Here is a 26,125-nt window from a genome sequence, read left to right on the forward strand (position 1 = left end):
GCTACGGGGTGCGGCCGAGCCAGCCCGCGAGCTGGACGTAGGCGTCGGACTCCGCCGGGTCCACCGGCACCACCGGACCGAAGGGCATGCCCTCGCGCCCCTCGGGCGGAAGTGCCTGCCGGGCGGTAACCAGCGCGAACGCGGCCAGCTCCTGGTCCAGCGGCATCGGGTCGCCGAGCGCCCGGGACAGGTCCCAGGAGTGCATCACCGTCTCCATCACCGAACCGCTGAGGGCGTACCGGCCGGGCATCGTGCCCCACGGCACGGTGACCACCGTCTCCAGCTTGGTGTCGTCGGCCCAGGCCGCCGCCAGCTTGCGGCGCTCGGTGGCGTACGCCTCGGCCAGCCCGTCGTCGGCGACGTCCGGCGCCTCGTCGGAGGCGCCCGGCGCGGCACCGTGCTCGCCCACCGCCACGAAGAGCCGGGTACCGCCGATGACATGGGAGACCAGGCCCCGGACGTCGTACTCGCTGCAGGGGGTCGGCCGGTCCAGGGATTCCTTGCCGGCCCGGTCGATCAGCGCGGCCATCTGGTCGGCGGCGCGCTCGTAGTAGGGGCGCGGGTCGGGCAGGGGCTGTGCGGCGTCCATGAGGACCCTTTCCGTTCGTCGGGATCGGGAGGGAGCTTTCCGCGTTAAGTTGACATCTGCCGTCAGGTTTTCCTGCGGATCTTCTTCCCGTCGCCGCGGCGTTCCCGGGCCCGCCGTCAGAGTGCTCCCGCGCGGGGGCCGTCGAGGAAGCCGAGGAGTACGGCGGTCAGCTCGGCCGGGGCGTCCTCCTGGACCAGGTGGCCCGCCCCCTCGATCAGCCGCAGCTGCGCGCCGGGGATACGGGCGGCCAGTTCATGCGCCCGTCCGGCCGGGATCCAGGTGTCCTCGGTGCCCCAGCAGACCAGGACCGGCAGGTCCAGCTCGCCGTAGCGGTGCTCGATCTCATCGGTGAACCGCTGGTCGTTCTGGGCGATCTGGCGGTAGAAGGCGGGCTGTCCGTCCGCGCCGCACCAGGTGTCGACGATCCGCTCCAGCACCGCCGGATGGAGTCCCGTCGCGCTCCCCGACCGGATGTACTCGCGGACCATTCCCCGGTGCAGCGCGGAGGGCAGCCGCTCGAAGACCTGGTGGTGCTCCTGGATCAGCCGGTAGGCGGGGGAGCCCCAGGGGGCGAGGGCGAGGGCGTCGACCAGGGCGAGCCGGCGGTAGCGCGCCCCGTGCAGCAGATGGGCGCGCAGCGCCACACAGCCGCCGAAGTCATGGGCCACGACGGCCGGTTCGGAGCCGGGCGCGGTCAGCCCCCAGTGGTCGAGCAGCTCGGTGAGGACCCGGCCCTGGGCGGCCAGCGAGACGTCCTGGCCCTCGTGCTTCCCGGAGGCGCCGTAGCCCGGCATGTCCCAGACGTGGACGCGGTGGCGCACGGCCAGGGCGCGGGCGGCGCCGCGCCAGACGTAGGAGGAGAACGGGGTGCCGTGCAGGAGGACGACCGGGGGTGCGTCCGGCGGTCCGAGGGCGGCCCAGCGCACCTCACCGGAGGCGGCGCGGTACGTGCGGTCGAGGTCCCAGCGTTCTGTCATGAGTAAAATGCTAAACACTCCTTACAGGTGATGTCGAGGGGTGTTCTCACGGCCGGCGCACCGGATCTACGCCCACGCGCCCGGCACGCGCCCCCGCCCCGGCTCGTAGAATCGGGGCCACCATGGTTTACCTCGACCACGCCGCCACCACCCCGATGCTGCCGGAGGCGGTGCGGGCGCTGACCGCCCAGCTCGCCGTCACGGGCAACGCCTCCTCGCTGCACGCCGCGGGACGGCGGGCCCGCCGTACCGTCGAGGAGTCCCGGGAGTCCCTCGCCGCCTCGCTGGGTGCCCGCCCGAGCGAGGTGGTCTTCACCTCGGGCGGGACCGAGGCCGACAACCTCGCGGTCAAGGGGCTCTACTGGTCCCGCCGGGACGCCGACCCCGCCCGCACCCGGGTGCTCGCCAGCCCCGTCGAGCACCACGCCGTCCTCGACGCGGTGGACTGGCTGGCCGAGCACGAGGGCGCGCGGGTGGAATGGCTGCCGGTCGACGCACTGGGACGGGTGAGTCCCGAGGCGCTGCGCGAGGCCATCGCCGGTGACCCGGCGAGCGTCGCCCTGGCGACCGTCATGTGGGCCAACAACGAGATCGGCACGGTCCAGCCGGTCCGGGAACTGGCCGAGGTGGCCGCCGAGTCCGGCGTACCGCTGCACGCCGACGCGGTCCAGGCGTTCGGCCAGCTGGAGGTGGACTTCGCCGCCTCGGGGCTGGCCGCGATGACCGTCAGCGGCCACAAGATCGGCGGTCCGTACGGTATCGGCGCGCTGCTGCTCGGCCGTGAGCACACCCCGGTGCCGGTGCTGCACGGCGGCGGCCAGGAACGCCAGGTGCGCTCCGGCACCCTGGACGCCCCGGCCATCGCCTCGTTCGCCGTCGCCGGTGCCCATGCCGCCGCGCACCGCGAGGAGTTCGCGCGGGAGGTCGGCGCGCTGCGCGACGCGCTGATCGCCGCCGTCCGCGCCGCCGTGCCCGACGCCGTCCTCGGCGGTGACCCCGATCCCGCGGGCCGTCTCCCGGCCAACGCCCACTTCTCCTTCCCCGGCTGCGAGGGCGATTCACTGCTCCTGCTGCTGGACGCGCAGGGCATCGAATGCTCGACGGGCTCCGCCTGTACGGCCGGGATCGCCCAGCCCAGCCATGTGGTGCTGGCCACCGGGACCGACGCCGACCTCGCCCGCGGCACCCTGCGCTTCTCCTTCGGCCACACCTCGACCAAGGCCGATGTGGACGCGGTGGCGGAGGCGATCGGCCCGGCGGTGGAGCGGGCGCGCGGAGCGGGACTGAGCTGAGTCCGTACCGGGGCTCACCGCTTTCCGGGTCACCAGGAATGCCGAATTCCCGGACGATGGAAATGCACTACGGCGAGCGCTGACCGCCCCGGCCACCGCTCCCGGACCGCCGCCCGCCCGGCGGCACCGCCCGCACCAGCCGCAGATAGCGGTCCCAGTCCCACCAGGTCCCCGGATCGGTGTGGTCGGTGCCCGGCACCTCCACATGGCCCACGATGTGCTTCCGGTCCCTCGGTATCCCGTAGCGCTCGCAGATCGCGGCGGTCAGCTCGGCCGAGGAGCGGTACATCGCGTCCGTGAAAGAGCTCGGCCGGCTGACGAACCCCTCGTGCTCTATGCCGACACTGCGCTCGTTGAACGGCCGGTCGCCCGCGTGGAACGCCACGTCCAGCTCCCGGACGGTCTGTGCGACATGGCCGTCGCGGCGCACCACGTAGTGCGCCGCGGCGCGGTGTCCGGGATCGCGGAAGGCCTTCAGGGCGTCGTCGAAACCGCCCTGCACCACATGGATCACCACCCGGTCCACGGTGTAGTCGTACGGCCGGTCCGCCCGGCGCCAGTTCGACCCCGAGGCCGCGACCCACTCCGCGCCCGGGTGGTCGACCGCCCCCGCCACGCGGTCCTGGTCCACCCCGGGCAGCCGCCACCACAGCCGCTCCAGGTCCTCCCGGGCCGCATACCCGACGACTCCGGCCGTGGTCAGCCCGGCCGCCGTGCCGCCGAGCAGCACGGTGCGCCTGCTGATCCGGCGGCGCCCGCCGGATGTGGGGGTCCCGCCTGTGCTCTCGCTCACGGTCCGCTCAACGCACGGAGGGCGCGGCACGGTTCCAGGGCGCGGGGATCACTGGCGGATCACTGCCGGAGGCCGTGGCGGCGGCGTCCGCTCCGCGCGGGGGCCACACCGGGGCAGGGCCTACCCTGGAGGGGTTATGACTGACTTCCCCGGTGCGCCCACAGGTCCCCGCGACGGCCGTCGCCTGCGCGTCCTCGCCGCCATGTCCGGCGGTGTGGACTCCGCGGTCGCCGCGGCGCGCGCGGCCGAGGCGGGCCACGACGTGACCGGCGTCCACCTCGCGCTCTCCGCCAATCCACAGTCCTTCCGCACCGGCGCGCGGGGCTGCTGCACCATCGAGGACTCGCGCGATGCCCGGCGCGCGGCCGATGTGATCGGCATCCCCTTCTACGTGTGGGACCTCGCCGAGCGGTTCCGCGAGGACGTGGTCGAGGACTTCATCGCCGAGTACGAGGCGGGGCGCACGCCCAACCCCTGTCTGCGCTGCAACGAGAAGATCAAGTTCGCCGCGCTGCTGGACAAGGCGCTCGCGCTCGGCTTCGACGCGGTGTGCACCGGCCACTACGCCACCGTGGTGTGCCACGAGGACGGCTCCCGCGAACTGCACCGCGCCAGCGACATGGCCAAGGACCAGTCCTATGTGCTCGGGGTGCTGGACGAGCGCCAGCTCGCCCACGCCATGTTCCCCCTCGGGGACACCCTGACCACCAAGGACGAGATCCGTGCGGAGGCCGAGCGCCGGGGGCTCGCCGTCGCCAAGAAGCCCGACAGCCATGACATCTGCTTCATCGCGGACGGTGACACCCAGGGCTTCCTCGCGCGCCACCTGGGCACCGCCGAGGGCGACATCGTCGATGAGCAGGGCCACAAGCTGGGCACCCACGAGGGCGCCTACGGCTTCACCATCGGCCAGCGCAAGGGGCTGCGCATCGGCCACCCGGCGCCCGACGGCAAGCCGCGCTACGTCCTGGACATCTCCCCGGTGAACAACACGGTCACCGTGGGCCCCGCCGCCTCCCTGGACGTCGCCGCGCTCACCGCGATCAAGCCGCGCTGGTGCGGCACCCCGCCGAGCGGTCCCGGACACTACACCGCCCAGCTGCGCGCCCACGGCGGTGAGACCGAGGTCACCGCGGAGCCGACCGACGGCGGTGAGCTGCGGGTGGCCTTCACCGAGCCGGTCCGGGGCGTCGCCCCCGGCCAGGCCATCGTGCTCTACGACGGCACCCGGGTCGTGGGCTCGGCCACCATCGCCACCACCGAGCGGGTGCCCGCGGCCGTTCCACAGGCGTAGGACGGGCGGCCCACGGGCGCGGCACGGGCGGCGCCCGCCGGGCGCCGGACGGTTCCCCAGGCGAAGCGGCGGGCGCGGGGTGACGATGGTTGCGTCCGGTCTACCGCGATCCTCCGTTCCGAGGAGCCCCTGGAGGTGGACGACCGTGAGTTTCTCCGCCGAAACCCCTCATGGCGCCGATGACCGGCGGGACGAGCGTCCCGGCGGCCTCGGCGGTCTGCACGCCGGTCTCCTGGGCGTCCTCTCCGACGCCGCGTGGCAGGTCCTGGTCACCGCCGGTCTGGTGGCCATCGGCCTGGGCATCATCGTGCTGGCGTGGCCGGGGGCCACGCTGGTGGTGGTCGGCGCCCTCTTCGGTACGTATTTGCTGGTCAGCGGCATCTTTCAGCTGGCCGGGGCGTTCGGTTCGCATGTGCCGCGGCAACTGCGCGTCCTGGGCTTCGTCAGCGGTGCCCTCTGTGTGCTCCTCGGTCTGCTGTGCTTCCGTGGGCCCGCCCAGTCGATCCTGCTGCTCGCCCTGTGGATCGGATTCGGATGGCTGCTGCGCGGCGTCATGCTGACCGCGATGGCCATCTCGGCCGAGGGGCTGCCGGCCCGCGGCTGGCAGATCGCCCTCGGGCTCATCAGCGCGCTGGCCGGGGTGCTGCTGATCGTCCTGCCCTTCGGCTCCATCACCGCGCTCGCCGTGACGGCCGGGGTGTGGCTGCTCGCCCTGGGCGCGATCGAGGTGGTCCACGGCATCCAGCTGCGCATGGGCCGCGGCCACCGGCCCGCCCGTGGAGCCGGCCGCGGACTGCACTTCCGCTCACAGCCCCATCCCCAGCCGTGAACGCCGCCCCGGGACCCGTCCCGGGGCGGCGCGCCGCGCTCGTACAGTGGCGCCATGGACATCTGCGTCTTCTGCTCCGCCGCCGACCTCGACGCCCGCTACACCGGTCCAGCCCGGGACTTCGCCGAACTGCTGGGCAAGGGCGGACACACCCTCGTCTGGGGCGGTTCGGACAGCGGGCTGATGAAGGTCATGGCGGACGGTGTGCAGGAGAACGGCGGACGGCTGGTCGGGATCTCCGTGGAGTTCCTGGCGGACAAGGCCCGCGGGAACGCCGACGAGATGGTGATCACCAAGGATCTCGCCGAGCGCAAGGCCCAGTTGCTGGCCCGCGCCGACGCGGTCGTCGTCATGGTCGGCGGTACCGGGACGCTGGACGAGGCCACCGAGATCCTGGAGTTGAAGAAGCACGGACTGCACATCAAACCGGTGGTGCTGCTCAACACCGCCGGGTTCTACGACGGGCTGAAGCAGCAGTTCCAGCGGATGGAGGACGAGGGGTTCCTGCCCCGGCCGCTGAGTGAGCTGGTCTTCTTCGCGGACGACGGTGTGGCCGCGATGGCGTATCTGGAGTCCGTCTGACGGCTCTTCCCGGGCCGACGGCCTTACGCCGGAGCCGTTACAGGACGGGAGCGTCCGGCGGGAAGGCCACCCGTCACGGGGGCATGGGATTGCGCCAAGCCGGTGCGTGCACGTGCACGCCGTGAGGCAAGCTGGTGGGCATGGGAACGCATCTGATCACCGGGGCGGGTTCGGGCATCGGCACGGCGGTGGCCGAACGACTGGCCGAGCGCGGCGACGAACTGTGGCTGCTGGCGCGGGACGCCGGACGGGCCAAAGAACTGGAGCGGCGGTTCCCCGGGGCGCGTACGGTCGTCGGAGACCTCGCGGACCCGGAGAAGCTCTCCTGGGCGCTGAGCCACCAGAGCCTGCCGGACCGGCTGGACTCACTGCTGCACATCGCGGGCGTGGTCGACCTCGGGGAGGTCGGTGAGCTCACCCCCAAGGCGTGGAACCGCCAGCTCGCCGCAAACCTCGTCTCGCCCGCCGAGCTGACCCGGCTGCTGCTGCCGCAGCTCCGGCTGGCCCAGGGCCATGTGGTGTTCCTGAACTCCGGCGCGGGGCTGCGCGCCAACGCCCAGTGGGGCGCGTACGCCGCCAGCAAGCACGGCCTCAAGGCGCTGGCCGACGCGCTGCGCTGGGAGGAGAGCGGGAACGGGGTGCGGGTGACCACCGTCTACCCGGGCCGCACCGCGACCCCGATGCAGGTGAAGGTGCACCAGCAGGAGGGCAAGGAGTACGACCCGGACCGCTGGATCGCGCCGGAGACCGTGGCCACCACCGTGCTGACCGTGCTCGACCTGCCGCGGGACGCGGAGATCACCGACCTGTCGGTGCGCCCGCGCGGCTGATCCCGCACGTCCCCGCCGCGGACGTATGACGGGACCACCTGGCACGTCCCGCGGAGCGCATAGGCTTCCCGGGTGAGCGAGAAGAGCAGCAACCACCACAGCTGGGGCGCGGCGGCGGCGACCGGTGTCGGGTCGATGCCGGGCGGCGACGCGCGGGAGGCCGCGAAGACCGTCACCGGATCGCTGGAGGCCCTGCCGTACCTGCCGGAACTGCCCGCGCGGGGGCCCGGCGCGGACATGATCGGGCGGACCGCCGGAATGCTCGTCGAGCTGTACGCCCATGTCGAGCCCAGCGGCTGGCGGATCAGTGACCGGCCCGGGCGGGACACCCGCCGGGCGCGGTCCTGGCTGGGCGAGGACCTCGACGCCCTGGAGGAGTACACGCAGGGGCACCGGGGCGCGCTGAAGGTCTCCGCCGTCGGACCGTGGACCCTGGCCGCCGCCCTGGAACTGCGCGGCGGGGAGGCCGCGCTGAGCGATCCGGGCGCCTGCCGGGATCTGACGGCCTCGCTCGCCGAGGGGCTGCGGACGCATCTCGCGGAGGTGCGCCGCCGGGTGCCGGGCGCCGAGGTGGTGCTCCAGCTCGACGAACCGTCGCTGACCGCGGTGCTGGCCGGGAGCGTCCGCTCGGCCAGCGGCTATCGCACCCACCCGGCGGTGGACCGGGCGGTGGTCGAGGGCGCGCTGCGCGATCTGGTGACGGCGGCGCGGGCTCCCGTGGTGGTCCACTCCTGCGCGCCGTCCGTGCCGTTCCGGCTGCTGCGGCGGGCGGGGGTCGCGGGTGTCTCCTTCGACTTCTCGCTCCTCACGGAGAGTGAGGAAGAGGCGATCGGTGAGGCGGCGGAGGGCGGCACGGCCCTCTTCATCGGTGCCGTCCCCGGCGTGGAGGGTCCATTGTCGGACCCTGCCGGTAGCGTCAGGGGTGTCAGGACGCTGTGGCGCAGGCTGGGGCTGTCACCGGGGACCCTCGCGGAGTCCGTGGTGATCACTCCGTCGTGCGGTCTCGCGGGTGCTTCGCCCGCGTATGCCCGTACCGCGCTGGCCCATTGCGTCCGGGCGGCGAGATCGCTCGCGGACAACCCTGAGTAACGGGAGGACGACACGGTGGCCGGCGAAGAGCAGTCGACAGTGCCCGCCGAGGCACGGGATCAGCACGCCAAGATCGCTGAGCAGGTCGAGGAGCACCGCTTCCGGTACTACGTCAAGGACTCCCCGATCGTCTCGGACGCGGAGTTCGACCGGCTGCTGCGCGGCCTGGAGGCCCTGGAGAACGAGCACCCCGAGCTCAGGACGCCCGACTCGCCCACCCAGAAGGTCGCGGGGGCCTATGAGACGGAGTTCACCGAGGTCCAGCACCGAGAGCGGATGCTCAGCCTGGACAACGCCTTCGACGACGAGGAGTTGGCGGCGTGGACCGACCGGCTGGCCCGGGAGCTCGGGGGGATCACGTACCACTACCTCCTCGAGCTCAAGGTGGACGGGCTGGCGGTCAACCTCACCTATGAGCGCGGGCGGCTGACCCGCGCCGCAACCCGGGGCGACGGGCGCACCGGTGAGGACATCACGCCCAATGTCCGCACCATCGCCGAGATCCCCAACCGCCTCAAGGGCGACCGGGTCCCGGAGCTGGTGGAGGTGCGCGGCGAGGTCTTCTTCCCCCGCGAGCGCTTCGACGAGCTCAACGCCCGGCTGGTGGAGGCCGGGAAGCCGCCGTTCGCCAACCCGCGGAACGCGGCGGCCGGTTCGCTGCGCCAGAAGGACCCCAAGGTCACCGCCTCCCGTCCGCTGCGCATGGTGGTCCACGGCATCGGGGCCCGCGAGGGCTTCGACATCGACCGGCTGTCGCAGGCGTACGAGCTGTTGCACGAGTGGGGACTGCCGACCGCCGCGCACTCCCGGGTCGTGGACTCGCTGGAGGGCGTGCGGGAGTACATCGCGCACTACGGGGACAGTGAGCACCGGCATTCGGTCGAGCACGAGATCGACGGCGCGGTCGTCAAGCTGGACGAGATTCCGTTGCAGGGGCGGCTGGGCTCCACCTCGCGGGCGCCGCGCTGGGCCATCGCCTGGAAGTTCCCGCCGGAAGAGGTCAACAGCAAGCTGGTCGACATCCGGGTCGGGGTGGGCCGCACCGGCCGGGTGACGCCGTACGCGGTGGTGGAGCCGGTCACGGTGGCGGGCTCCGAGGTCGAGTTCGCGACCCTGCACAACCAGGACGTGGTCAAGGCCAAGGGCGTGCTCATCGGCGACACCGTGGTGCTGCGCAAGGCGGGTGACGTCATCCCGGAGATCCTGGGGCCGGTGGTGGACCTGCGGGACGGCAGCGAGCGGGAGTTCGTGATGCCGGCCGCATGCCCGGAGTGCGGCACCCCGTTGCAGCCCGCCAAGGAGGGTGATGTCGATCTCCGCTGCCCCAACGGCCGTTCCTGCCCGGCCCAGCTGCGGGAGCGCATCTTCTACCTCGCGGGCCGCAAGTGCCTGGACATCGAGAATCTGGGCTATGTGGCCGCCGCCGCCCTCACCCAGCCGCTGGAGCCCTCCGATCCACCGCTGAAGGACGAGGGCGATCTGTTCGATCTCGATATCGAACGGCTGCTGCCCATCAGATCGTACGTACTGGATCCGGACAGCGGTCTGCCCAAGCGCGACCCCAAGACCGGTGAGGAGAAGGTGGTCACCTTCTTCGCCAACCAGAAGGGCGAGCCGAAGAAGAACGCCCTGGCCATGCTGGCCAATATCGAGGCGGCCAAGCAGCGGCCGCTGGCCCGGATCATCACCGGTCTGTCGATCCGCCATGTCGGACCGGTCGCGGCCACCGCGCTGGCCAGGGAGTTCCGTTCGCTGGACCGGATCGCCGAGGCCGGCGAGGAGGAGCTGGCGGCCGTCGAGGGAGTGGGCGGCATCATCGCCGCCTCGGTCAAGCAGTGGTTCACCGTGGACTGGCACCGCGAGATCGTGGAGAAGTGGCGGCGGGCCGGGGTGCGGCTGGAGGAGGAGGCGGGCGAGGACCAGGGCCCGCGGCCGCTGGCCGGGCTCACCGTCGTGGTCACCGGCACCCTGGCCTCGCATACCCGGGACGGCGCGAAGGAGGCGCTCCAGGACCGCGGCGCCAAGGTCACCGGCTCCGTTTCGAAGAAGACCGATTTTGTCGTTGTCGGCGATAACCCCGGATCGAAGTATGACAAGGCCATGCAGTTGAAGGTCCCGGTTCTGAACGACGACGGTTTTGCCGTTCTTCTCGAACAAGGGCCCGACGCCGCCGAAGAGGTCGCTCTGACGGCTCCGGAGACATCGGAGGAGTAGTCCGGTCCACCCGTCCGGCGCAGTGGTCCGGCCATCTTGTCTGCACAGCAGTTCAAAGGTGGCCGGATTACGACTGGGAGCACTTCCCGCGCACAGTCGGCGGGCATCACCCTTACAGCGCATAGCAGAAGGTCACCGATCGTCGGGCGGCATTCGGGCAACCGCTGCCGATCCCCGCCCGTCATGGCCTTCTGCCGCCTACTGTTGAGGTGTGCGCCTGCCGTGGCGCTGGCACCGCCGGCTGTGAGAGGGACGGGTATGAAACCGACCGAAAGCGCCGCCCCGGCGTCGCGGCTGCGCCGGGCAGTCGTGCCCGCGCTGCCGGCCGCGGCGGTCGCCATGGCCGCTTTCGCGTTCGGCATCGGAGTGTTCCGGGTGCTCGACGCGGGCCACGCACTCTTTCCCGACGGCACCGTGGGCTGGTCGTTCGCCGTGCTCACCGGCATCATCGTCGGCCATCTGGTCGCCCTGGGCCGGGACCGCTGGTGGGGCGGCACCGGCTCCGGCGCCGCGTTAACCCTGGCCGCGCTGCTGCTCTACGGCTGGATCCCGGCCGTGCTGATCAGCCTCGCCGTAGTGGTGCTGGTCGGCGCCGCCCGGCGGCACCGCTGGCGGCAGGCCGTACTGCACGGCGCGGTCGACATCCTCGGCGTCGGCGCCGGTGCGCTCACCCTCGCGGCCTTCGGCACCACGCCCTCGGTCGAACACCCCTGGTACACCGAGGCCTGGGAGATGTCCGCCGTCCCCCAGACGGCCCTGGCCGCCTTCGTCTACCTCGGCGTCACCCGTGCCCTGCTCTGGTACTCCCTCGCCCCGCCCGGCGCCGGACTCCCCACCGCCGCCCGCACCGCGCTCTTCCGCCACGCCCTCGTCGGCGTCGCGCTGCTCGGCATCGCCCCGCTGATCGTCGTCGTCGCCGGGGACACCCCGCTGCTGCTCCCGCTGTTCGCGGTTCCGCTGGTCGCCCTGGACTCCACGCTGTGGATCGCCCGGGTGCGCGCCGAGGAGCAGCTGCGCGATCCGCTCACCGGACTGCCCAACCGGCAGTGGCTGCTGGAGCGCACCTGGGCCGCGCTGGACGAGGCCGAGCGGGCCGGGACCCGCACCGCACTGGTTCTGCTCGACCTGGACCGGTTCCGTTCGGTCAATGACACATTGGGCCATCTGGCGGGCGACCGGCTGCTGCTCCAGATCGCCGAGCGGCTGCGGCTGGCGCTGCCGCGCGGGGCGGAGGTGGCCCGGCTCGGCGGCGACGAGTTCGCGGTGCTGCTGCCCACCACCGACTCGCTCACCGCCGCCCAGCGCTCCGCCCGTGTCCTCGTCGGCGACCTCGGCTCACCGCTGGACCTCGACGGACTCACCCTGGTGCTGGAGGCCAGCGCCGGAGTCGCCGTCTACCCGGACCACGCGCTGGACGCCGAGGGGCTGCTGCGCCGCGCCGATGTCGCGATGTACCAGGCCAAGCGGGACCGCAGCGGGGTCGAGCTCTACGAGGCCCGCCGCGACGGCAACACCCCCGACCGGCTCGGCCTGCTGGGCGATCTGCGGCGTGCCCTGGACGCGGGCGACGTGGAGCTCCACTACCAGCCCAAGGTCGGTTTCGACGGCCATGTCTCCGGTCTGGAGGCGCTGGTCCGCTGGGTCCACCCGGACCGCGGGCGGGTGCCGCCGGACGAGTTCATCGCCATGGCCGAGAGCTCCGGGCTGATGCCGAGGCTCACCGAATACGTTCTGGAGACCGCGCTCGGCCAGGTCGCCCGCTGGCGGGCGGACGGCCTGGAGGTCCCGGTCGCCGTCAACGTCTCGCCGCGCGACGTCCACACCCCCGGTTTCGCGGGCGCGGTCGCCGGGCGGCTGGCCCGGCACGGCGTCCCGGCCGGTGCCCTCCAGCTGGAGATAACCGAGCATGTGCTGCTGGAGGACCCGCAGCGGGCCGCCGACACCCTCGCCGGGCTGACCGGCCACGGTGTGCGGATGTCGCTCGACGATTTCGGCACCGGCTACTCCTCCCTCGTGCACCTGCGGCGGCTGCCGGTGAGCGAACTCAAGATCGACCGCTCCTTCGTGGCCCGGCTCGCCGTGGACAACGAGGACGCGGAGATCGTCCGCTGCACCGTCGACCTCGCCCATTCGCTGGGACTGCTGGTGGTGGCCGAGGGCGTGGAGGACGACGAGACCTGGGAGCGGCTGCGCGACCTGGGGTGCGACGCGGTCCAGGGCTGGCTGGTGGCCGCCGCGATGCCGCCGGAGGAGACCACGGCCTGGCTGCGGGCGCGCGGTGAGGGCGGCTGGAGCCGGGAGGACCCGGACACCGAGCCCGCCCCCGCCGAATCCGACGCCGACCAGCCGGTCACGTAACCGCCCGCCCACCCTCGCGCGCGGGCCGTGCCTCGCCCCGCCGGCGACGCGGCACCCGTCACCCGGGGCACACCGCCGCGCCCCGGCGTGCGTCGCCCGATTCCGCCCCGGTGCGCGCCCCGGGCGCGGCCCGGGGCGCGCACCGTAACCACCGTCGTCGCGGGCCCGCTTCCGGTTCGCGTCCATGAGGGGCGGGTGGGGCGCATGGGCGAGCGGCGGGTGGGAACCCGGCTGGTGGCGGGGTTCCGGAACGGTTCCCCGGCCGGGTGGGGCGAAAGCGTTTCGCGCCCGGCACGGGCGGCGCCATAGGATTGGGGCCGGAACTTACTCACTCACCCCGAGGATCCCTGCATGCCTGGCATCACGCGCGAGGAGGTCGCCCACCTCGCCCGGCTGGCGCGTCTGGAGCTGAAGGACGAAGAGCTCGACCACTTCGCCGGACAGCTGGACGACATCATCGGCGCGGTCGCCCGCGTCTCCGAGGTCGCCGACCAAGACGTACCGCCGACCTCTCACCCGCTGCCGCTGACCAATGTCATGCGCCCGGACGAGGTCCGTCCGTCGCTGACCCCGCAGGAGGCGCTCGCGAGCGCCCCGGCCCAGGAGCAGCAGCGTTTCAAGGTGCCGCAGATCCTGGGGGAGGAGTGACCGTCATGGCCGATCTGATCAGGCTCACCGCGGCGGAGATCGCCGCCAAGGTTGCCTCCGGCGAGCTCACCGCCGTCGAGGTCACCGAAGCCCATCTGGCCCGTATCGAGGCCGTCGACGAGAAGGTGCACGCCTTCCTGCACGTGGACCGGGAGGGCGCGCTCGCTCAGGCCCGCGCGGTCGACGAGAAGCGGGAGCGCGGCGAGGAGCTGGGCCCGCTGGCCGGTGTCCCGCTCGCGCTGAAGGACATCTTCACCACCCGCGGGATCCCGACCACCGTCGGTTCCAAGATCCTCGAAGGGTGGCTCCCGCCGTACGACGCCACCGTCACCCGGCGGCTGCGCGACGCGGGCGTCATCGTGCTCGGCAAGACCAACATGGACGAGTTCGCCATGGGGTCCTCGACCGAGAACAGCGCGTACGGCCCCACCGGCAACCCGTGGGACCTCACCCGCATCCCCGGCGGTTCCGGCGGTGGCTCCTCCGCCTCGCTGGCCTCCTTCCAGGCCCCGCTGGCCATCGGTACGGACACCGGCGGCTCCATCCGCCAGCCCGCCGCCGTCACCGGCACCGTCGGCGTCAAGCCCACCTACGGCGGCGTCTCCCGGTACGGCATGGTGGCGTTCTCGTCCTCCCTGGACCAGGGCGGCCCGTGCGCCCGCACCGTGCTGGACGCGGCGCTGCTGCACGAGGTGATCGCCGGACACGACCCGCTGGACTCCACCTCCATCGACGCCCCCGTACCGCCGGTCGTCGAGGCCGCGCGCAACGGCAGCGTGCAGGGCATGCGCGTCGGTGTCGTCAAGGAGTTCGCGGGCGAGGGCTACCAGCCCGGCGTCATGCAGCGGTTCAACGAGTCGGTGGAGCTGCTGCGCGAGCTGGGCGCCGAGATCGTCGAGATCTCCTGTCCGTCCTTCGACAAGGCGCTGGCCGCGTACTACCTGATCGCCCCGTCGGAGTGCTCGTCCAACCTGGCCCGCTTCGACGCCATGCGCTACGGCCTGCGGGTGGGCGACGACGGCACCCGCTCCGCGGAGGACGTCACCGCGCTGACCCGCGCGGAGGGCTTCGGCGCCGAGGTCAAGCGCCGCATCATGCTCGGTACCTACGCGCTCAGCTCCGGCTACTACGACGCGTACTACGGTTCCGCGCAGAAGGTCCGCACCCTGATCACCCGGGATTTCGAGAAGGCGTTCGAGCAGGTCGACGTGTTGATTTCGCCGACCACCCCGACCACCGCCTTCCCGATCGGCGAGCGCGCCGACGACCCGATGGCGATGTACCTGGCCGACCTGTGCACCATCCCGGCTAACCTCGCGGGCAACGCGGCGATGTCGCTGCCCTGCGGGCTGGCACCCGAGGACGGTCTGCCGGTGGGTCTGCAGATCATCGCCCCTGCCATGGCCGACGACCGGCTCTACAAGGTGGGTGCCGCGGTCGAGGCCGCGCTCACCGCCAAGTGGGGCCACCCGCTGCTTGAGGAGGCACCGTCCCTGTGAGCGCTCTGAAGAAGGCCAAGGGCTTCAAGAAGTCCAAGCCCGGCACCTACCTGTCCATCGGGACCACGCTGTTCGGCGCGGTCAGTGTCCTCAAGCAGGCCAAGAAGGCCCGCTTGGAGAACGACAAGCTCCAGCTGGCCGACGCGGTGGTCTCGGCCGCCGCCATCGCCACCGGCGTCGCCCTGCTCATCCGCGAGCTGAGGCGCATGGGCGACGACGACGTCCTCGCGGACTGAGAGGTTAGTTTTCCGTGACCGTCACTGAACTGGTGTCGTACGAGGACGCCCTGGCCGCCTACGAGCCCGTGATGGGGCTCGAGGTGCACGTCGAGCTCGGCACCAAGACCAAGATGTTCTGCGGGTGTGCCACCACACTGGGCGCCGAGCCCAACGCGCAGACCTGCCCCACCTGTCTCGGCATGCCCGGCTCGCTGCCGGTCGTCAACGCGACCGGCGTCGAGTCCGCCATCAAGATCGGACTCGCGCTGAACTGCGAGATCGCCGAGTGGTGCCGCTTCGCCCGGAAGAACTACTTCTATCCGGACATGCCGAAGAACTTCCAGACCTCGCAGTACGACGAGCCGATCGCCTTCAACGGCTATCTGGACGTCGAGGTCGAGGGCGAGCTCTTCCGCGTCGAGATCGAGCGCGCCCACATGGAGGAGGACACCGGCAAGTCCACCCACGTCGGTGGTGCCACCGGCCGTATCCACGGCGCCTCGCACTCCCTCCTGGACTACAACCGGGCCGGGATCCCGCTCATCGAGATCGTCACCAAGCCGATCGTCGGCGCGGGGGAGAAGGCCCCGGAGGTCGCCAAGGCGTACGTCGCCGAGCTGCGCGAGCTCATCAAGGCCCTCGGAGTCTCCGAGGCGCGTATGGAGATGGGCCAGATGCGCTGCGATGTGAACCTCTCACTGCGCCCGCACGGCGCTTCGAGGTTCGGCACCCGCTCCGAGACGAAGAACGTCAACTCGCTGCGCTCGGTGGAGCGGGCGGCACGCTTCGAGATCCAGCGCCACGCCGCGGTGCTCGGCGACGGCGGGACGATCGTCCAGGAGACCCGGCACTTCCACGAGGAGGACGGCTCCACCACCCCCGGCCGGATCAAGGAGGAGGCGGAGGACTACCGCTACTTCCCCGAGCCGGACCTGGTGCCGGTCGCCCCGTCCCGGGAGTGGGTCGAGGAGCTGCGGGCCGGTCTCCCCGAGCTGCCGCGGGTGCGCCGCACCCGGCTGCGCGAGGAGTGGGGCATCTCGGAGCACGAGATGCAGTCCGTGCTGAACGCGGGGGCGATCGACCTGATCACCGCCACGATCGACGCGGGTGCCCCGGCGGACCAGGCCCGTAAGTGGTGGATGGGCGAGCTGGCCCGCCGGGCCAACGAGGAGGGCACCGACCTCGCCGCCCTGCCGATCACCCCGGAGCAGGTCGCGCGGGTGTGCGCCCTGGTCAAGGAGGGCTCGCTCAACGACAAGCTGGCGCGCCAGGTGATCGAGGGTGTGCTCGCGGGCGAGGGCGACCCGGACGCGGTGGTGGAGAAGCGCGGTCTGAAGGTGGTCTCGGACGAGGGTGCGCTCGGCACCGCCGTCGACGAGGCGATCGCCGCCAACGCCGCCATCGCCGACAAGATCCGCGGCGGCAAGGTCGCGGCGGCGGGCGCGCTCGTGGGCGCGGTCATGAAGGCCACCCGCGGCCAGGCGGACGCGGCCCGCGTCCGTGAGCTGATCCTGGAGAAGCTCGGCGTCGAGGGCTGACCCTCGGAACTGCGTACGAGATGACGGGGCGGGCCCGGCCGGGCCCGCCCCGTCGCGCTGTCACCGTCACCCACCGGACGGACCGCCGCTCCCGGCCGCGCCGCCCTCCGCACCGTGGGTCGGCTGTACCGTCGCCCGCGGGTGGATCCGGTGCCGCGCGACATCGCGGCGCCGGCCCGTTCCGGCGGTCTCCGACCGCCTACCGCGGTGGGGCGATGGAGTCGCGGGCGATGAAGGACGTGTCCAGCGTGATGTGGCGCGGGGGACGGGTGCCCGTTTCGATACGGGTCACCAGCGCCCGTACCGCCTCCGCCCCCAGTTCCTGGACCGGCTGGGCCACCACGCTCAGCCGCGGCCGCACCACCCGGGTCCAGTCCGCGTCGTCGAAGGCGACCACCGAGATGTCGTCCGGGACGCGCAGCCCGCGGGCGCCGACCGCGGAGAGCACCCCGAGGGCGATCATGCTGTCCGTGGCGAAGACCGCGGTCGGCGGTTCCGGCAGGGCGAGCAGCTCTTCGGTGAGCGCGGCCGGGTCCTGCCGGTGGAAGGTGCCCACCCGCAGATAGGCGTCGGTGTCCTCGACCCCTGCCGCCCTCAGCGCCGCCCGGTAGCCCGCGATCCGTTCGCCCCCGGTCGAGATGGGGAACGTCCCCGTGCCGGTGCCCCGTTCGTCCGCTGCCGCGCCCGGTCCCGGATCGCCGCCCGCCAGCGACACCAGGGCGATCCGGCGGTGTCCGGCGGCGATCAGCCTGCGTACGGCGTCCTCGCTCGCACCCTCGTTGTCCACCGTCACCGCGTCCGTCGGCAGTGAGGGCGCCCGGCGGTCCAGGAGCACCACCGGGCACACCCCGTCGAGGAGCGTTTCCAGATGGCCGACCTCGCTGGTGGAGGCGGGGGCGACCACCAGACCGTCCACGTGTTTGTCGCAGAGGGTCTTCACCGCGGCGCGCTCGGCGCGGAGGTCCTCGTCGGTGTTGGCCAGCAGCACCTGGTAGCCCGCCGCGTGGGCGGCGTCGGCGATCCCGCGGGTGACCCCGGCGAAGAACGGGTTCTGAATGTCCGCGACCACCGCTCCGAGCGTGTGGGTGCGGCCGGTGATCATGCTGCGGGCGAGCTGGTTGGCGCGGTAGCCCAGCTTCTCGGCGGCCAGGCGGACCCGTTCGCGCGCCTCGGGGCTGACCGGGCCGTAACCGGCCAGCGCCCGTGAGGCGGTGGACCGGGAGACTCCGGCCTCCCGGGCGACATCGGGGATGGTCGCGGCGCGGCGTCGGTGACTCGTCATGATCAGGTCAGGTTATCCGCCGGTGGCCGACGGTTCGACGGGGCGGTGGGAAGGCTTCCGGTTTCCGGCCGCTCAGCGGGTGAGCAGCCGGGGGGTGAGGTCAGGGGTGTCGGACTCCGCGTCGTCGAACGGGTACAGCGGCCGTTCGAGACGGCGGTGGCCCAGCCGCGGCAGGTCCTGGTCCACCCCGCCGGGGGTGAGCGCCAGTCGCCAGTCCGCCGCCATCTCGTACAGCTCGGGTTCCAGGCAGCCGCTCTTGACGACCACCAGGTCGTAGTCGCGCGGATCCAGCTCCCCGAAGTCGGCGCGGGTGTGGAACGGTTTGCGGCAGCTGACCAGGATCACGGTCACCCCGCCGCTGCGCACCGCCGCCAGGTCGCCCCCCACGGCGTCGTCCCGCCACAGGGCCACCACCTCGCCGGTGAACTCGCACGGCGCCGTGTGCTCCCCGGTTCCCGCGCTGACCGCGCCACCGACCGACAGGGTGACGGTGGCGCCGGGCCCGGCGGCAAAGCACTCCGCGACCGCCGCCGGATCGGTGACGCCCGCGTGCAGGGCGGTGACGCGGCCCGTGGCCAGCTCCTCGTGGGCCAGCAGCCGTCCCAGCACATGGGCCAGGTCACCGGCGCCCCCGGCGGTGGGGTTGTCTCCGGAGTCGCTGATCAGGAAGGGGCGGGCGGAGGAGGCCACCGCCGCGGCGATGCACTCGTCGGCGCTGCCGGTGGGAGCGGCGAAGCCGAAGTCCCGCCGCACCTCCCAGTATTCACGGGCCAGGGAACGGGCCTGCTCGACCGCGAGGACGGGGTCGTCCGCGGTGACCACCGCCGCCGCCCGGCAGCGCGGTTCGTCGGCCCAGGCGTAGCCGACCCACACCGCCGCGTCCACCACGCCCTCCATCGCCTCCACCGCGGCCAGCCGTCCGTAGAGCGACGCGGCGGGCTCCAGCCGGGTGCTGGTCTTCTCGCCGGGCAGCAGTACCGGGATCTGCACCCAGGCCAGATGGGGGCGGCCGGTGCCGGAGACCAGCCGTTCGACCAGCTTGCGGGCGGCGCGCTCACAGGTTTCCCGGGCATCCTCGTGCGGGGCGAGCCGGTGGGCGGTGATCAGGTCGAGCCGTTCGGCGAACCGGCGCGAGACATTGCCGTGGAGATCCATGGCGGCGGAGATCAGGGCACCGGGGCCGATCGCCTCCCGCACCGCGCCGGTGAGATCGCCCTCGGCGTCCTCCATACCGACCACGCTCATCGCGCCGTGGATGTCGTAGAGGAGTCCGTCGAGCGGGACGTCCCGCCCGGCCCGGCGCAGCCGGTCGGTGAGTTCGTCCCTGACGCGGTCGTAGGCGTCGCGTTCGACCGGACCACCGGGGAGGGAGCCGGCGTGGACGAGCGGCACCCATTCGACGAGCTCCGCGAGGCCGTCGTCGGCGGCGGTCCAGGCGTAGCGGTTCAGCAGATCCTCGCCGCGGGTGATCCGGAGGTCCTCGTAGGCGGTCCGGTGCGGGGAGAAGGTGCTCGACTCGATGGACATACCGCCGATCCCGATGCGCAGGCGGCGGCCGTGCGGTGCGGGGGGAGCCATGCTGTCTCGCTTTCGCCGGCACGTGATCATTTCCACCTTAGGCGCGGGCCGCGTCACGGTCCGGCACCGTCGGCCACCGGGGGCCGTTGACCAGACCCGTACCCGGAATGTGGCGATCACCACAAACGGGACAAAGGATCTTTTCCTGCTGACAGAGTGCACAGGTCACAACCACATCACGCGCTCACCGCCAACGGATCCGGCCACCGCCGGGAGCCCGCGCGAGACCGGCGCGGTACCCGGAAAGCAGCACATGGCCGCACTCGCCCGGTGGTGTCTCCAGCGCCCCGTCCTCGTCATCGTGCTGTGGCTGGCCGCGTTCGCGGGAGTCGCCTCGGCGGCGGCCACGGCCGGTTCCGCGTACTCGGGCGACTACGACATCCCGGGGACGGACTCCTCCAAGGTCTCGGCCCTGCTGGAACAGCGCTTCCCGGACCGGGCCGGGGACAGTGACACCCTCGTCTGGCACACCCCCGCCTCCGCCGGGACCGTCACCTCGGCGGAGGTCGAGCGACGGATGACCGCGGCGCTCCACCGGATCGGCCGGCTGCCCGGTGTCGTCTCGGTGACCGGCCCGTACGGCGACGAGGGCCGCGCCCGGATCAGTGCCGACCGGCACACCGCGTACGCCACCGTCGTCTTCCGCGAATCCGCGGCCGACCTGGGCGAGGCCGAGGTGCGCGAGGTGCTGGACACCGCGCGCTCCGCCGTCCGCGCGGTCCCCGGTCTCCAGGTCGAGATGGGCGGCGCGGGCGCGAGCCTCACCGAGAGCTCCGGATCGGCCCACCTCAGCGAGGTCATCGGGGTCGCGGTGGCCGCCGCCGTCCTCTTCCTCGCCTTCGGGTCGCTCGCCGCGGCCCTGTTGCCGATCGCCACCGCGGTGATCGGCGTCGGCACCGCCTACGCCGCCATCGGACTGCTCGGCCATGTGATGAGCGTGGCCGACTTCGCGCCCATGCTCGGTGTGCTGATCGGCCTCGGCGTCGGTATCGACTACGCCCTGTTCATCGTCACCCGGCACCGCCGGGGGCTGCGGCGGGGGCTGACCGTCGAGGAGGCGGCGCGCCGCGCGGTCGCCACTTCGGGCCGGGCGGTCGTCTTCGCGGGGGCCACCGTCTGTCTCGCACTGCTCGGCATGCTCGTGCTGCGGCTGGACTTCCTGGGCGGGGTGGCGGTCGCGGCCTCGCTCACGGTCGCGTTCACCGTGGCCGCCTCCCTCACCCTGCTGCCCGCGCTGCTCGGTCTGATCGGCACGAAGGCGCTGAGCCGCCGTGAACGGGCCCGGATGGCCGCGGACGGTCCGTTCCCGGTGCGCAAGCGCGGACTCGCCACCCGCTGGGCGGCCCTCGTCGAACGCCGCCCCAAACTGCTGGCCGGGGTGGCCGCCGCGGTGATGCTCCTCCTCGCCCTGCCCACCTTCTCCCTCCACCTGGGCACCTCCGACCAGGGCAACAACCCCGCCGACGCCACCACCCGGCGCGCCTACGACCTGCTCGCCGAGGGGTTCGGACCCGGCTTCAACGGTCCGCTCACCCTCATCGGCCGGATCGACGGGGCGGACGACCGGATGGCCTTCACCCGGCTGCCGCAGACGCTGCGCACCACCGAGGGCGTGGCGTCGGTGAGCGCCGCGGACCTCGGCGGCGGGGGCGACACCGGACTCATCACCGTCGTCCCCACGACCGCCCCGCAGGACGGGGCCACCTCCCGGCTCGTCGACCGGCTGCGCACCGAGGTCCTGCCCGAGGCCGAACGGGGCAGTTCGCTGCGGGTGTACGTGGGCGGACTCACCGCGGGCTACGACGACTTCGCCGCGGTGATCATCGCCAAGCTGCCGCTGTTCGTGGGGGTGGTGGTCGCCCTCGGCTCCGTACTGCTGCTGCTCGCGTTCCGCAGTGTCGGCATCCCCGTCAAGGCGGCGGCCATGAACGTGGCCGCCGTCGCCTCGTCCTTCGGTGTGGTCGTCGCGATCTTCCAATGGGGCTGGGGAAGCGAACTGCTCGGGCTGGGCCGGGCGGGCCCGATCGAACCCTTCCTGCCGGTGATCATGGTCTCGGTGCTCTTCGGACTCTCCATGGACTACCAGGTCTTCCTGGTCAGCCGGATGTACGAGGAGTGGCGGCGCACCCGGGACAACCGGACCGCGGTCCGGGTCGGCCTCGCGGAGACCAGCCGGGTCATCAACTCCGCCGCCATCATCATGATCGCCGTCTTCTCCGCCTTCGTGCTCAGCGGCGACCGGATCATCGCGATGTTCGGCATCGGGCTCGCCACCGCGGTCGCCCTGGACGCCTTCGTCCTGCGCACCCTGCTGGTGCCCGCCCTGATGCATCTGCTCGGCGGCGCCAACTGGTGGCTGCCGGGCTGGCTGGAGCGGTTGCTTCCGCGGATCAGCATCGAGGGGGAGAGCGAGGCCGCCGGTCCGGTGGCCCTGCCCGGACAGCGTGACCAGCTCCACGCCGACGTGGGGGCGCGCGGCGGCGTCTGAGGTGGGCTGGGCCACGTGGCAGGGCGTCCGGAGCGCCGTCCGGGGCTGCGTCTAAGGACCCCTCTAAGGTGCTCGGCCCCCTCGGGCCGGCGGACTAAGGCATCCGGGCGGCACAAGATCGGGCAGCCTCCCGATGTGCCGGACCGCCCTCACGGACGAGAGTGGAGTCACCTCGAAGAACCCACCGGTCTTCGAAGAACACCTCGTCCACCAGGGAGAACGCCATGCTGCACTACGAACTCCACCGCATCCGCGAAGCCGAACTGCTGCGTGCGGCCGCCGCCGGGCGCCAGGCCCGCGAGGCCGCCACCGCACGCCGTGGCCGGGCCGCGGAACATGAATCCGGAGGGTGGGTGAGGCTGATCCGGCGGGCGGGTCAGGGCCACCGCTCCGCCCACTCCTACGACACCGTGGCCTGACCGCGGTTTCCCCACCGTGACGACCACGGAGGCCGCCGGGAAAGGCGGTGCCCGAACACCGGACTCCTGTGCGATGCTCATCGACGTGCACACCACGTCTGTCAGCCCGGTGTTCGTCGGCCGCACCGAAGAGCTGTCCGCCCTCGACGACGCGCTCGCCCGCGCCACCGCGGGCGAGCCGCAGGTGCTGCTGATCGGCGGGGAGGCGGGAGTCGGCAAGACCCGGCTCGTCGACGAGTTCCTGGCGGCCGCGGTGGCCACCGGGGCCGTCGCCGCCACCGGCGGCTGTGTGGAGATCGGCGCCGACGGACTGCCGTTCGCGCCCGTCTCCACCGTGCTGCGCTCCCTGCGGCGCAAGTTGGGCACCGAGCTGGACGGCGCAGCCGCGGGCCAGGAGGGCGAACTGGCCCGGCTGCTGCCCGAACTGGGCGAGACCGCCCGGGAGTCCCATGACGGGGACGCCCGGGCCCGGCTCTTCGAGCTCACCGTCCGGCTGCTGGAGCGGCTGGCCTCGTCGCGTACCCTCGTGGTCGCCATCGAGGACCTGCACTGGGCCGACCGCTCCACCCGCGAGCTGCTCGCCTATCTCTTCCGGTCGCTGCTCAGCGCCCGGCTGCTGGTCGTCGCCACCTACCGCTCCGACGACATCCACCGGCGCCATCCGCTGCGGCCCTTCCTCGCCGAGGTCGACCGGATGCGGGAGGTCCAGCGGATCGAACTGTCCCGCTTCAACCGCGGCGAGGTCCGGGACCAGATCGCCGGGATCAATGGCACGGACCCCGAACGCCAGCTGGTCGACCGGGTCTTCAAGCGCAGCGACGGCAACGCCTTCTTCGTCGAGGAGATCGCCCGCTCCCTCAACGAGGGCTGTAGCAGCGGGCTCAGCGAATCACTGCGCGATCTGCTGCTGGTACGGGTCGAGGCACTGCCCGAGGAGTCGCAGGAGGTGGTGCGCATCCTCGCCGAGGGCGGCGCGGCGGTGGAGTACCCGCTGCTGCGCCGGGTCTCCCGGTTCGACGAGGACGAACTGATCGGCGCGCTGCGTGCGGCCGTCGGCGCCAATATCGTCCAGCCCACCCCCGACGAGAGCGGCTACCGCTTCCGCCACGCGCTGGTGCGCGAGGCCGTCGTCGACGATCTGCTGCCCGGTGAGCGGTCCCGGCTCAACCGCCAGCTGGCCGAGGCACTGGAGGCCGAGCCCTCCCTGGTGCGGCCCGATGAGCGCGCGGCCCGGCTGGCCAGCTACTGGTACCACGCCCATGATCCGGCCAAGGCGCTGCCCGCCGTGCTCCGGGCGTCGGTCGAGGCCCGCAGACGCTACGCCCACGCCGAGCAGCTGCGGCTGCTGGAGCGGGCCATGGAGCTGTGGGAGGACACCCCTGGGGAGATCCGCGAGGCGCAGCGTCCGCTGGGCTACGCCGAGGCGTATCCGCCCTACGGCAGCGAGGACGAGGCCCTGCGCCATCTCGATCTCCTCGCCGAGGTGGTGGTGGCCGCCCGTATGTCCAGCCAGCCCGAACGTGCCCTGGCCGTCAGCAAGAAGGCCCTGCGCAAGATCGCCAGGGGTGACGGCGATCCGCTGCGGGCCGCCTGGTTCTGGACCCAGCAGTCCAAACTGCTGGAGACCATGGCGCGCAGTGACGGGTGGGAGGAGCTGAGCCGCGCCCAGGAGCTGGTGCGCGGACTGCCGCCGTCCCCGGTGCACGCCGAGGTCATGGCCCATATGGCGGGCTGGATCATGACCCACCGTCCGGGACCGCAGGGGCTCGCCGTCGCCGAGCGGGCGGTGGAGCTGGCACGGATGGTGGGCGCGGAGAGCACCGAACTGCACGCCCGGCTGACGCTGGCCTACTTCACCGGCGACTCGGGCGAGACCGAGCATGGACTGACCGCGATGCGCGAGGTCTGCGCACGGGCCGTGGCCCTGGGGGACATCAGTGTCCTGGGGCGCTGCTACGTCAATCTGGCGTCCGCCCTGGAGGGCGTCGGCAGATCGACCGAGGCGGTCGAGGCGGCGGAGGAGGGCAACCAGGTCCTGGACCGCTTCGGCCTGGTGGACTCCCGGGCCTGGCTGTACGGCAACCTCGCCGAGTCCCTGTGCTCGCTGGGCCGGATGGCCGAGGCGGAGAAAACGGCCCGCAAGACCCTGCGGCTCGCGCTGGGCACCAAACCGCGCGGCACCGCCTCCAACCGACTCGCCAAACTGGCCCTGATACGCGGTGACTGGGACACCGTCGAGCGTGAACTCGGCATGGCCCGGGAGCACTTCGGTCCCCATAACTACGAACCGCAGTACACCATCCAGACCGCGGGCTTCGCCGTCGAGCTGGCCTCGGGGCGCGGCCGCATCCTGGAGGTCCGGGCCCTGCTGGAGCAGGCCCTGGAGGCCGGGTTCCCGCCCGGGATGCAGCGCTACGCCTGGCCGCTGCTCAACGCGGCGGCCGCCGCCGAGAGCGCCGCCCGGGGGCTGCCCACCGCCGAGCCCGGCCGCGCCGCCACCCTGGCCCGGATCGCCGCTGCCGCCAAGCGCGTCCAGCAGGGCGTCCCCATGTGGCAGGCCTACGCCGCGATGGTCCGCGCCGAACTGGGGCGCGCCGAGGGCCACAGCCGCGCCGACGACTGGGCGGAGGCCACCGACGCCTTCGCCGCCCTGGACCGGCCCTATCCGCTGGCCCGCGCCCGGCACCGCTGGGCGGAGGCACTGCTCGACACGGACCGCGGCCCGCTGGACACCGGCGGCCGTGAACGGGCCGCCGAACTGCTCGCCCAGGCCCATGCCGTGGCCGAACAGCTGGAGGCGCGTCCGCTGCGCGAGGAGATCGAACTGCTGGCCCGGCGCGTCCGGCTGCCCCTGGCACCCGCGGCCACCCGCGGCGCGCTCGCCACCCCCGCGACCAACACCCCCGCGCTCCCCATGGCCGCCGTCCCCGCCCCTGCCCCCGAAGCCACCGACCCCGCCGCGGAGCTGGGGCTCACACCCCGTGAGCGCGATGTGCTGCGGCTGGTCGCCGCCGGCCGCAGCAACCGGCAGATCGCCGAGGAGCTCTTCATCTCGCCGAAGACGGCGAGTGTGCACGTCTCCAACATCCTGGCGAAACTAGGTGTCTCGGGCCGGGGCGAGGCCGCCGCCGTGGCCCACCGGCTGCGTGTGGTCGACGGTCTGGCCGACGGCGCGGCGGTCCGCTGACAGCAGCCCCGGAGGCGGCCCGGCTCAGCCCGCCTCCCGGGGGCGGACCACCACCCGGCCGGAGTCGAGGTCTATGGGGCCTCTGCCCGGGTCGGTGCTGCCCACCTCGTCCAGGGTGACCTCCAGCCGGTTGCGCTCCTCCTCGGTGTGCCTGCGGCCGGGCGTGAACAGTTCCTCGATGAGGTTGAACATGGCGACCCCCGATGGGTGTACGGCTCAGACCAGTCTAGGCAGAGTCCGCCCCGAACCGGGCATGCCGGGACATCCCTGGTGAATTCCCTGGTGCGGACGTTCATTGCTCCGCCGTGCGTCGGGTCCGCCGCAGGCCAGGTCCGCCGTGCCTCAGGTCGTCATGGCCCGGACGCGCCATGTGCCAGACACGCCATGTCCCGGACGCGCCATGTCCCGGACGCGCCATGTC

Annotated in this window: 21 protein-coding genes; 15 read left to right on the forward strand and 6 right to left on the reverse strand. The window is 72.6% G+C overall.

The genetic code is table 11. The features are described from left to right. Position 1: 1 nt before the first annotated feature. Both AC07FT_RS13665 and AC07FT_RS13670 read right to left on the reverse strand, forming a co-directional pair. Positions 2-589, reverse strand: a complete 588-nt coding sequence (locus AC07FT_RS13665) for a TIGR03086 family metal-binding protein (RefSeq protein WP_479176399.1) — start codon at positions 587-589, stop codon at positions 2-4. A gap of 116 nt (positions 590-705) precedes the next feature. Continuing rightward, complete coding sequence (locus AC07FT_RS13670) at positions 706-1,566, reverse strand: alpha/beta fold hydrolase (RefSeq protein WP_479176400.1); 861 nt, start codon at positions 1,564-1,566, stop codon at positions 706-708. 122 nt (positions 1,567-1,688) lie between these two features. Here AC07FT_RS13670 and AC07FT_RS13675 point away from each other — a divergent pair, with 122 nt between their 5' ends. Further along, entirely contained in the window at positions 1,689-2,858 is a 1,170-nt protein-coding gene (locus AC07FT_RS13675; protein ID WP_479176401.1) for a cysteine desulfurase family protein, read from the forward strand. Positions 2,859-2,925: 67 nt separating this feature from the next. Here AC07FT_RS13675 and AC07FT_RS13680 read toward each other — a convergent pair whose 3' ends face one another. Then, positions 2,926-3,651 (reverse strand): N-acetylmuramoyl-L-alanine amidase, encoded by a 726-nt coding sequence (locus AC07FT_RS13680; protein ID WP_479176402.1) that lies wholly within the window; start codon positions 3,649-3,651, stop codon positions 2,926-2,928. A 136-nt stretch (positions 3,652-3,787) separates the two neighbouring features. Between AC07FT_RS13680 and mnmA the strand changes: the two genes are divergently transcribed. From mnmA to gatB, 11 genes are all read left to right on the forward strand, one after another. Next, entirely contained in the window at positions 3,788-4,945 is a 1,158-nt protein-coding gene (gene mnmA, locus AC07FT_RS13685) for a tRNA 2-thiouridine(34) synthase MnmA (RefSeq protein ID WP_479176403.1), read from the forward strand. Positions 4,946-5,090: 145 nt separating this feature from the next. Then, positions 5,091-5,774, forward strand: coding sequence for an HdeD family acid-resistance protein (locus AC07FT_RS13690; protein ID WP_479176404.1), 684 nt, complete (start codon positions 5,091-5,093; stop codon positions 5,772-5,774). 54 nt (positions 5,775-5,828) lie between these two features. Beyond that, positions 5,829-6,356, forward strand: a complete 528-nt coding sequence (locus AC07FT_RS13695) for an LOG family protein (protein WP_471204585.1) — start codon at positions 5,829-5,831, stop codon at positions 6,354-6,356. A gap of 140 nt (positions 6,357-6,496) precedes the next feature. Beyond that, entirely contained in the window at positions 6,497-7,186 is a 690-nt protein-coding gene (locus tag AC07FT_RS13700; protein ID WP_479176405.1) for an SDR family oxidoreductase, read from the forward strand. Positions 7,187-7,258: 72 nt separating this feature from the next. After that, positions 7,259-8,275 (forward strand): methionine synthase, encoded by a 1,017-nt coding sequence (locus AC07FT_RS13705; RefSeq protein WP_479176406.1) that lies wholly within the window; start codon positions 7,259-7,261, stop codon positions 8,273-8,275. A 15-nt stretch (positions 8,276-8,290) separates the two neighbouring features. After that, positions 8,291-10,489 carry an NAD-dependent DNA ligase LigA gene (ligA, locus tag AC07FT_RS13710; protein WP_479176407.1) on the forward strand — a complete coding sequence of 733 codons (2,199 nt, stop codon included), beginning with the start codon at positions 8,291-8,293 and terminating at the stop codon, positions 10,487-10,489. Positions 10,490-10,747: 258 nt separating this feature from the next. Next, positions 10,748-12,847 carry a putative bifunctional diguanylate cyclase/phosphodiesterase gene (locus tag AC07FT_RS13715; RefSeq protein WP_479176408.1) on the forward strand — a complete coding sequence of 700 codons (2,100 nt, stop codon included), beginning with the start codon at positions 10,748-10,750 and terminating at the stop codon, positions 12,845-12,847. A 351-nt stretch (positions 12,848-13,198) separates the two neighbouring features. Continuing rightward, positions 13,199-13,495, forward strand: a complete 297-nt coding sequence (gene gatC, locus AC07FT_RS13720; protein ID WP_471204575.1) for an Asp-tRNA(Asn)/Glu-tRNA(Gln) amidotransferase subunit GatC — start codon at positions 13,199-13,201, stop codon at positions 13,493-13,495. A gap of 5 nt (positions 13,496-13,500) precedes the next feature. After that, a complete protein-coding gene (gene gatA / locus AC07FT_RS13725; RefSeq protein ID WP_479176409.1) occupies positions 13,501-14,994 on the forward strand; it encodes an Asp-tRNA(Asn)/Glu-tRNA(Gln) amidotransferase subunit GatA in 1,494 nt (497 codons plus the stop codon). After that, positions 14,991-15,230, forward strand: a complete 240-nt coding sequence (locus tag AC07FT_RS13730; protein WP_479176410.1) for a hypothetical protein — start codon at positions 14,991-14,993, stop codon at positions 15,228-15,230. The genes gatA and AC07FT_RS13730 overlap by 4 nt, the downstream gene beginning before the upstream one ends. 14 nt (positions 15,231-15,244) lie before the next feature. Next, the gene (gatB, locus tag AC07FT_RS13735) at positions 15,245-16,750 is read left to right on the forward strand and encodes an Asp-tRNA(Asn)/Glu-tRNA(Gln) amidotransferase subunit GatB (RefSeq protein ID WP_479176411.1); all 1,506 of its coding nucleotides are present in this window, start codon (positions 15,245-15,247) and stop codon (positions 16,748-16,750) included. A gap of 199 nt (positions 16,751-16,949) precedes the next feature. Here the strand turns inward: gatB and AC07FT_RS13740 are convergent, their stop codons facing one another. Both AC07FT_RS13740 and AC07FT_RS13745 read right to left on the reverse strand, forming a co-directional pair. Continuing rightward, positions 16,950-18,032, reverse strand: a complete 1,083-nt coding sequence (locus AC07FT_RS13740; protein ID WP_479176412.1) for a LacI family DNA-binding transcriptional regulator — start codon at positions 18,030-18,032, stop codon at positions 16,950-16,952. Between the two features lie 72 nt (positions 18,033-18,104). Then, positions 18,105-19,610 (reverse strand): M81 family metallopeptidase, encoded by a 1,506-nt coding sequence (locus AC07FT_RS13745; RefSeq protein ID WP_479176413.1) that lies wholly within the window; start codon positions 19,608-19,610, stop codon positions 18,105-18,107. 253 nt (positions 19,611-19,863) lie between these two features. On the opposite strand from AC07FT_RS13745, the gene AC07FT_RS13750 reads away from it, so the two are divergent. From AC07FT_RS13750 to AC07FT_RS13760, 3 genes are all read left to right on the forward strand, one after another. Beyond that, entirely contained in the window at positions 19,864-22,098 is a 2,235-nt protein-coding gene (locus AC07FT_RS13750) for an MMPL family transporter (protein WP_479176414.1), read from the forward strand. A gap of 224 nt (positions 22,099-22,322) precedes the next feature. Next, entirely contained in the window at positions 22,323-22,517 is a 195-nt protein-coding gene (locus AC07FT_RS13755) for a hypothetical protein (protein WP_479176415.1), read from the forward strand. A 73-nt stretch (positions 22,518-22,590) separates the two neighbouring features. Further along, entirely contained in the window at positions 22,591-25,704 is a 3,114-nt protein-coding gene (locus tag AC07FT_RS13760; protein WP_479176435.1) for a helix-turn-helix transcriptional regulator, read from the forward strand. A gap of 24 nt (positions 25,705-25,728) precedes the next feature. On the opposite strand, the gene AC07FT_RS13765 is transcribed toward AC07FT_RS13760, so the two are convergent. After that, complete coding sequence (locus tag AC07FT_RS13765) at positions 25,729-25,896, reverse strand: DUF6191 domain-containing protein (RefSeq protein WP_471204560.1); 168 nt, start codon at positions 25,894-25,896, stop codon at positions 25,729-25,731. Positions 25,897-26,125 lie beyond the last annotated feature (229 nt).

Source organism: Streptomyces sp. NPDC045899, assembly GCF_056431485.1.

Bases quoted from the DNA above. Each gene is read 5' to 3' on its own strand.
- AC07FT_RS13665 (WP_479176399.1), bottom strand. From the start codon at position 589: ATGGACGCCGCACAGCCCCTGCCCGACCCGCGCCCCTACTACGAGCGC.
- AC07FT_RS13670 (WP_479176400.1), bottom strand. From the start codon at position 1,566: ATGACAGAACGCTGGGACCTCGACCGCACGTACCGCGCCGCCTCCGGT.
- AC07FT_RS13675 (WP_479176401.1), top strand. From the start codon at position 1,689: ATGGTTTACCTCGACCACGCCGCCACCACCCCGATGCTGCCGGAGGCG.
- mnmA (WP_479176403.1), top strand. From the start codon at position 3,788: ATGACTGACTTCCCCGGTGCGCCCACAGGTCCCCGCGACGGCCGTCGC.
- AC07FT_RS13695 (WP_471204585.1), top strand. From the start codon at position 5,829: ATGGACATCTGCGTCTTCTGCTCCGCCGCCGACCTCGACGCCCGCTAC.
- AC07FT_RS13700 (WP_479176405.1), top strand. From the start codon at position 6,497: ATGGGAACGCATCTGATCACCGGGGCGGGTTCGGGCATCGGCACGGCG.
- AC07FT_RS13715 (WP_479176408.1), top strand. From the start codon at position 10,748: ATGAAACCGACCGAAAGCGCCGCCCCGGCGTCGCGGCTGCGCCGGGCA.
- gatC (WP_471204575.1), top strand. From the start codon at position 13,199: ATGCCTGGCATCACGCGCGAGGAGGTCGCCCACCTCGCCCGGCTGGCG.
- gatA (WP_479176409.1), top strand. From the start codon at position 13,501: ATGGCCGATCTGATCAGGCTCACCGCGGCGGAGATCGCCGCCAAGGTT.
- AC07FT_RS13740 (WP_479176412.1), bottom strand. From the start codon at position 18,032: ATGACGAGTCACCGACGCCGCGCCGCGACCATCCCCGATGTCGCCCGG.
- AC07FT_RS13745 (WP_479176413.1), bottom strand. From the start codon at position 19,610: ATGGCTCCCCCCGCACCGCACGGCCGCCGCCTGCGCATCGGGATCGGC.
- AC07FT_RS13750 (WP_479176414.1), top strand. From the start codon at position 19,864: ATGGCCGCACTCGCCCGGTGGTGTCTCCAGCGCCCCGTCCTCGTCATC.
- AC07FT_RS13755 (WP_479176415.1), top strand. From the start codon at position 22,323: ATGCTGCACTACGAACTCCACCGCATCCGCGAAGCCGAACTGCTGCGT.
- AC07FT_RS13760 (WP_479176435.1), top strand. From the start codon at position 22,591: ATGCTCATCGACGTGCACACCACGTCTGTCAGCCCGGTGTTCGTCGGC.
- AC07FT_RS13765 (WP_471204560.1), bottom strand. From the start codon at position 25,896: ATGTTCAACCTCATCGAGGAACTGTTCACGCCCGGCCGCAGGCACACC.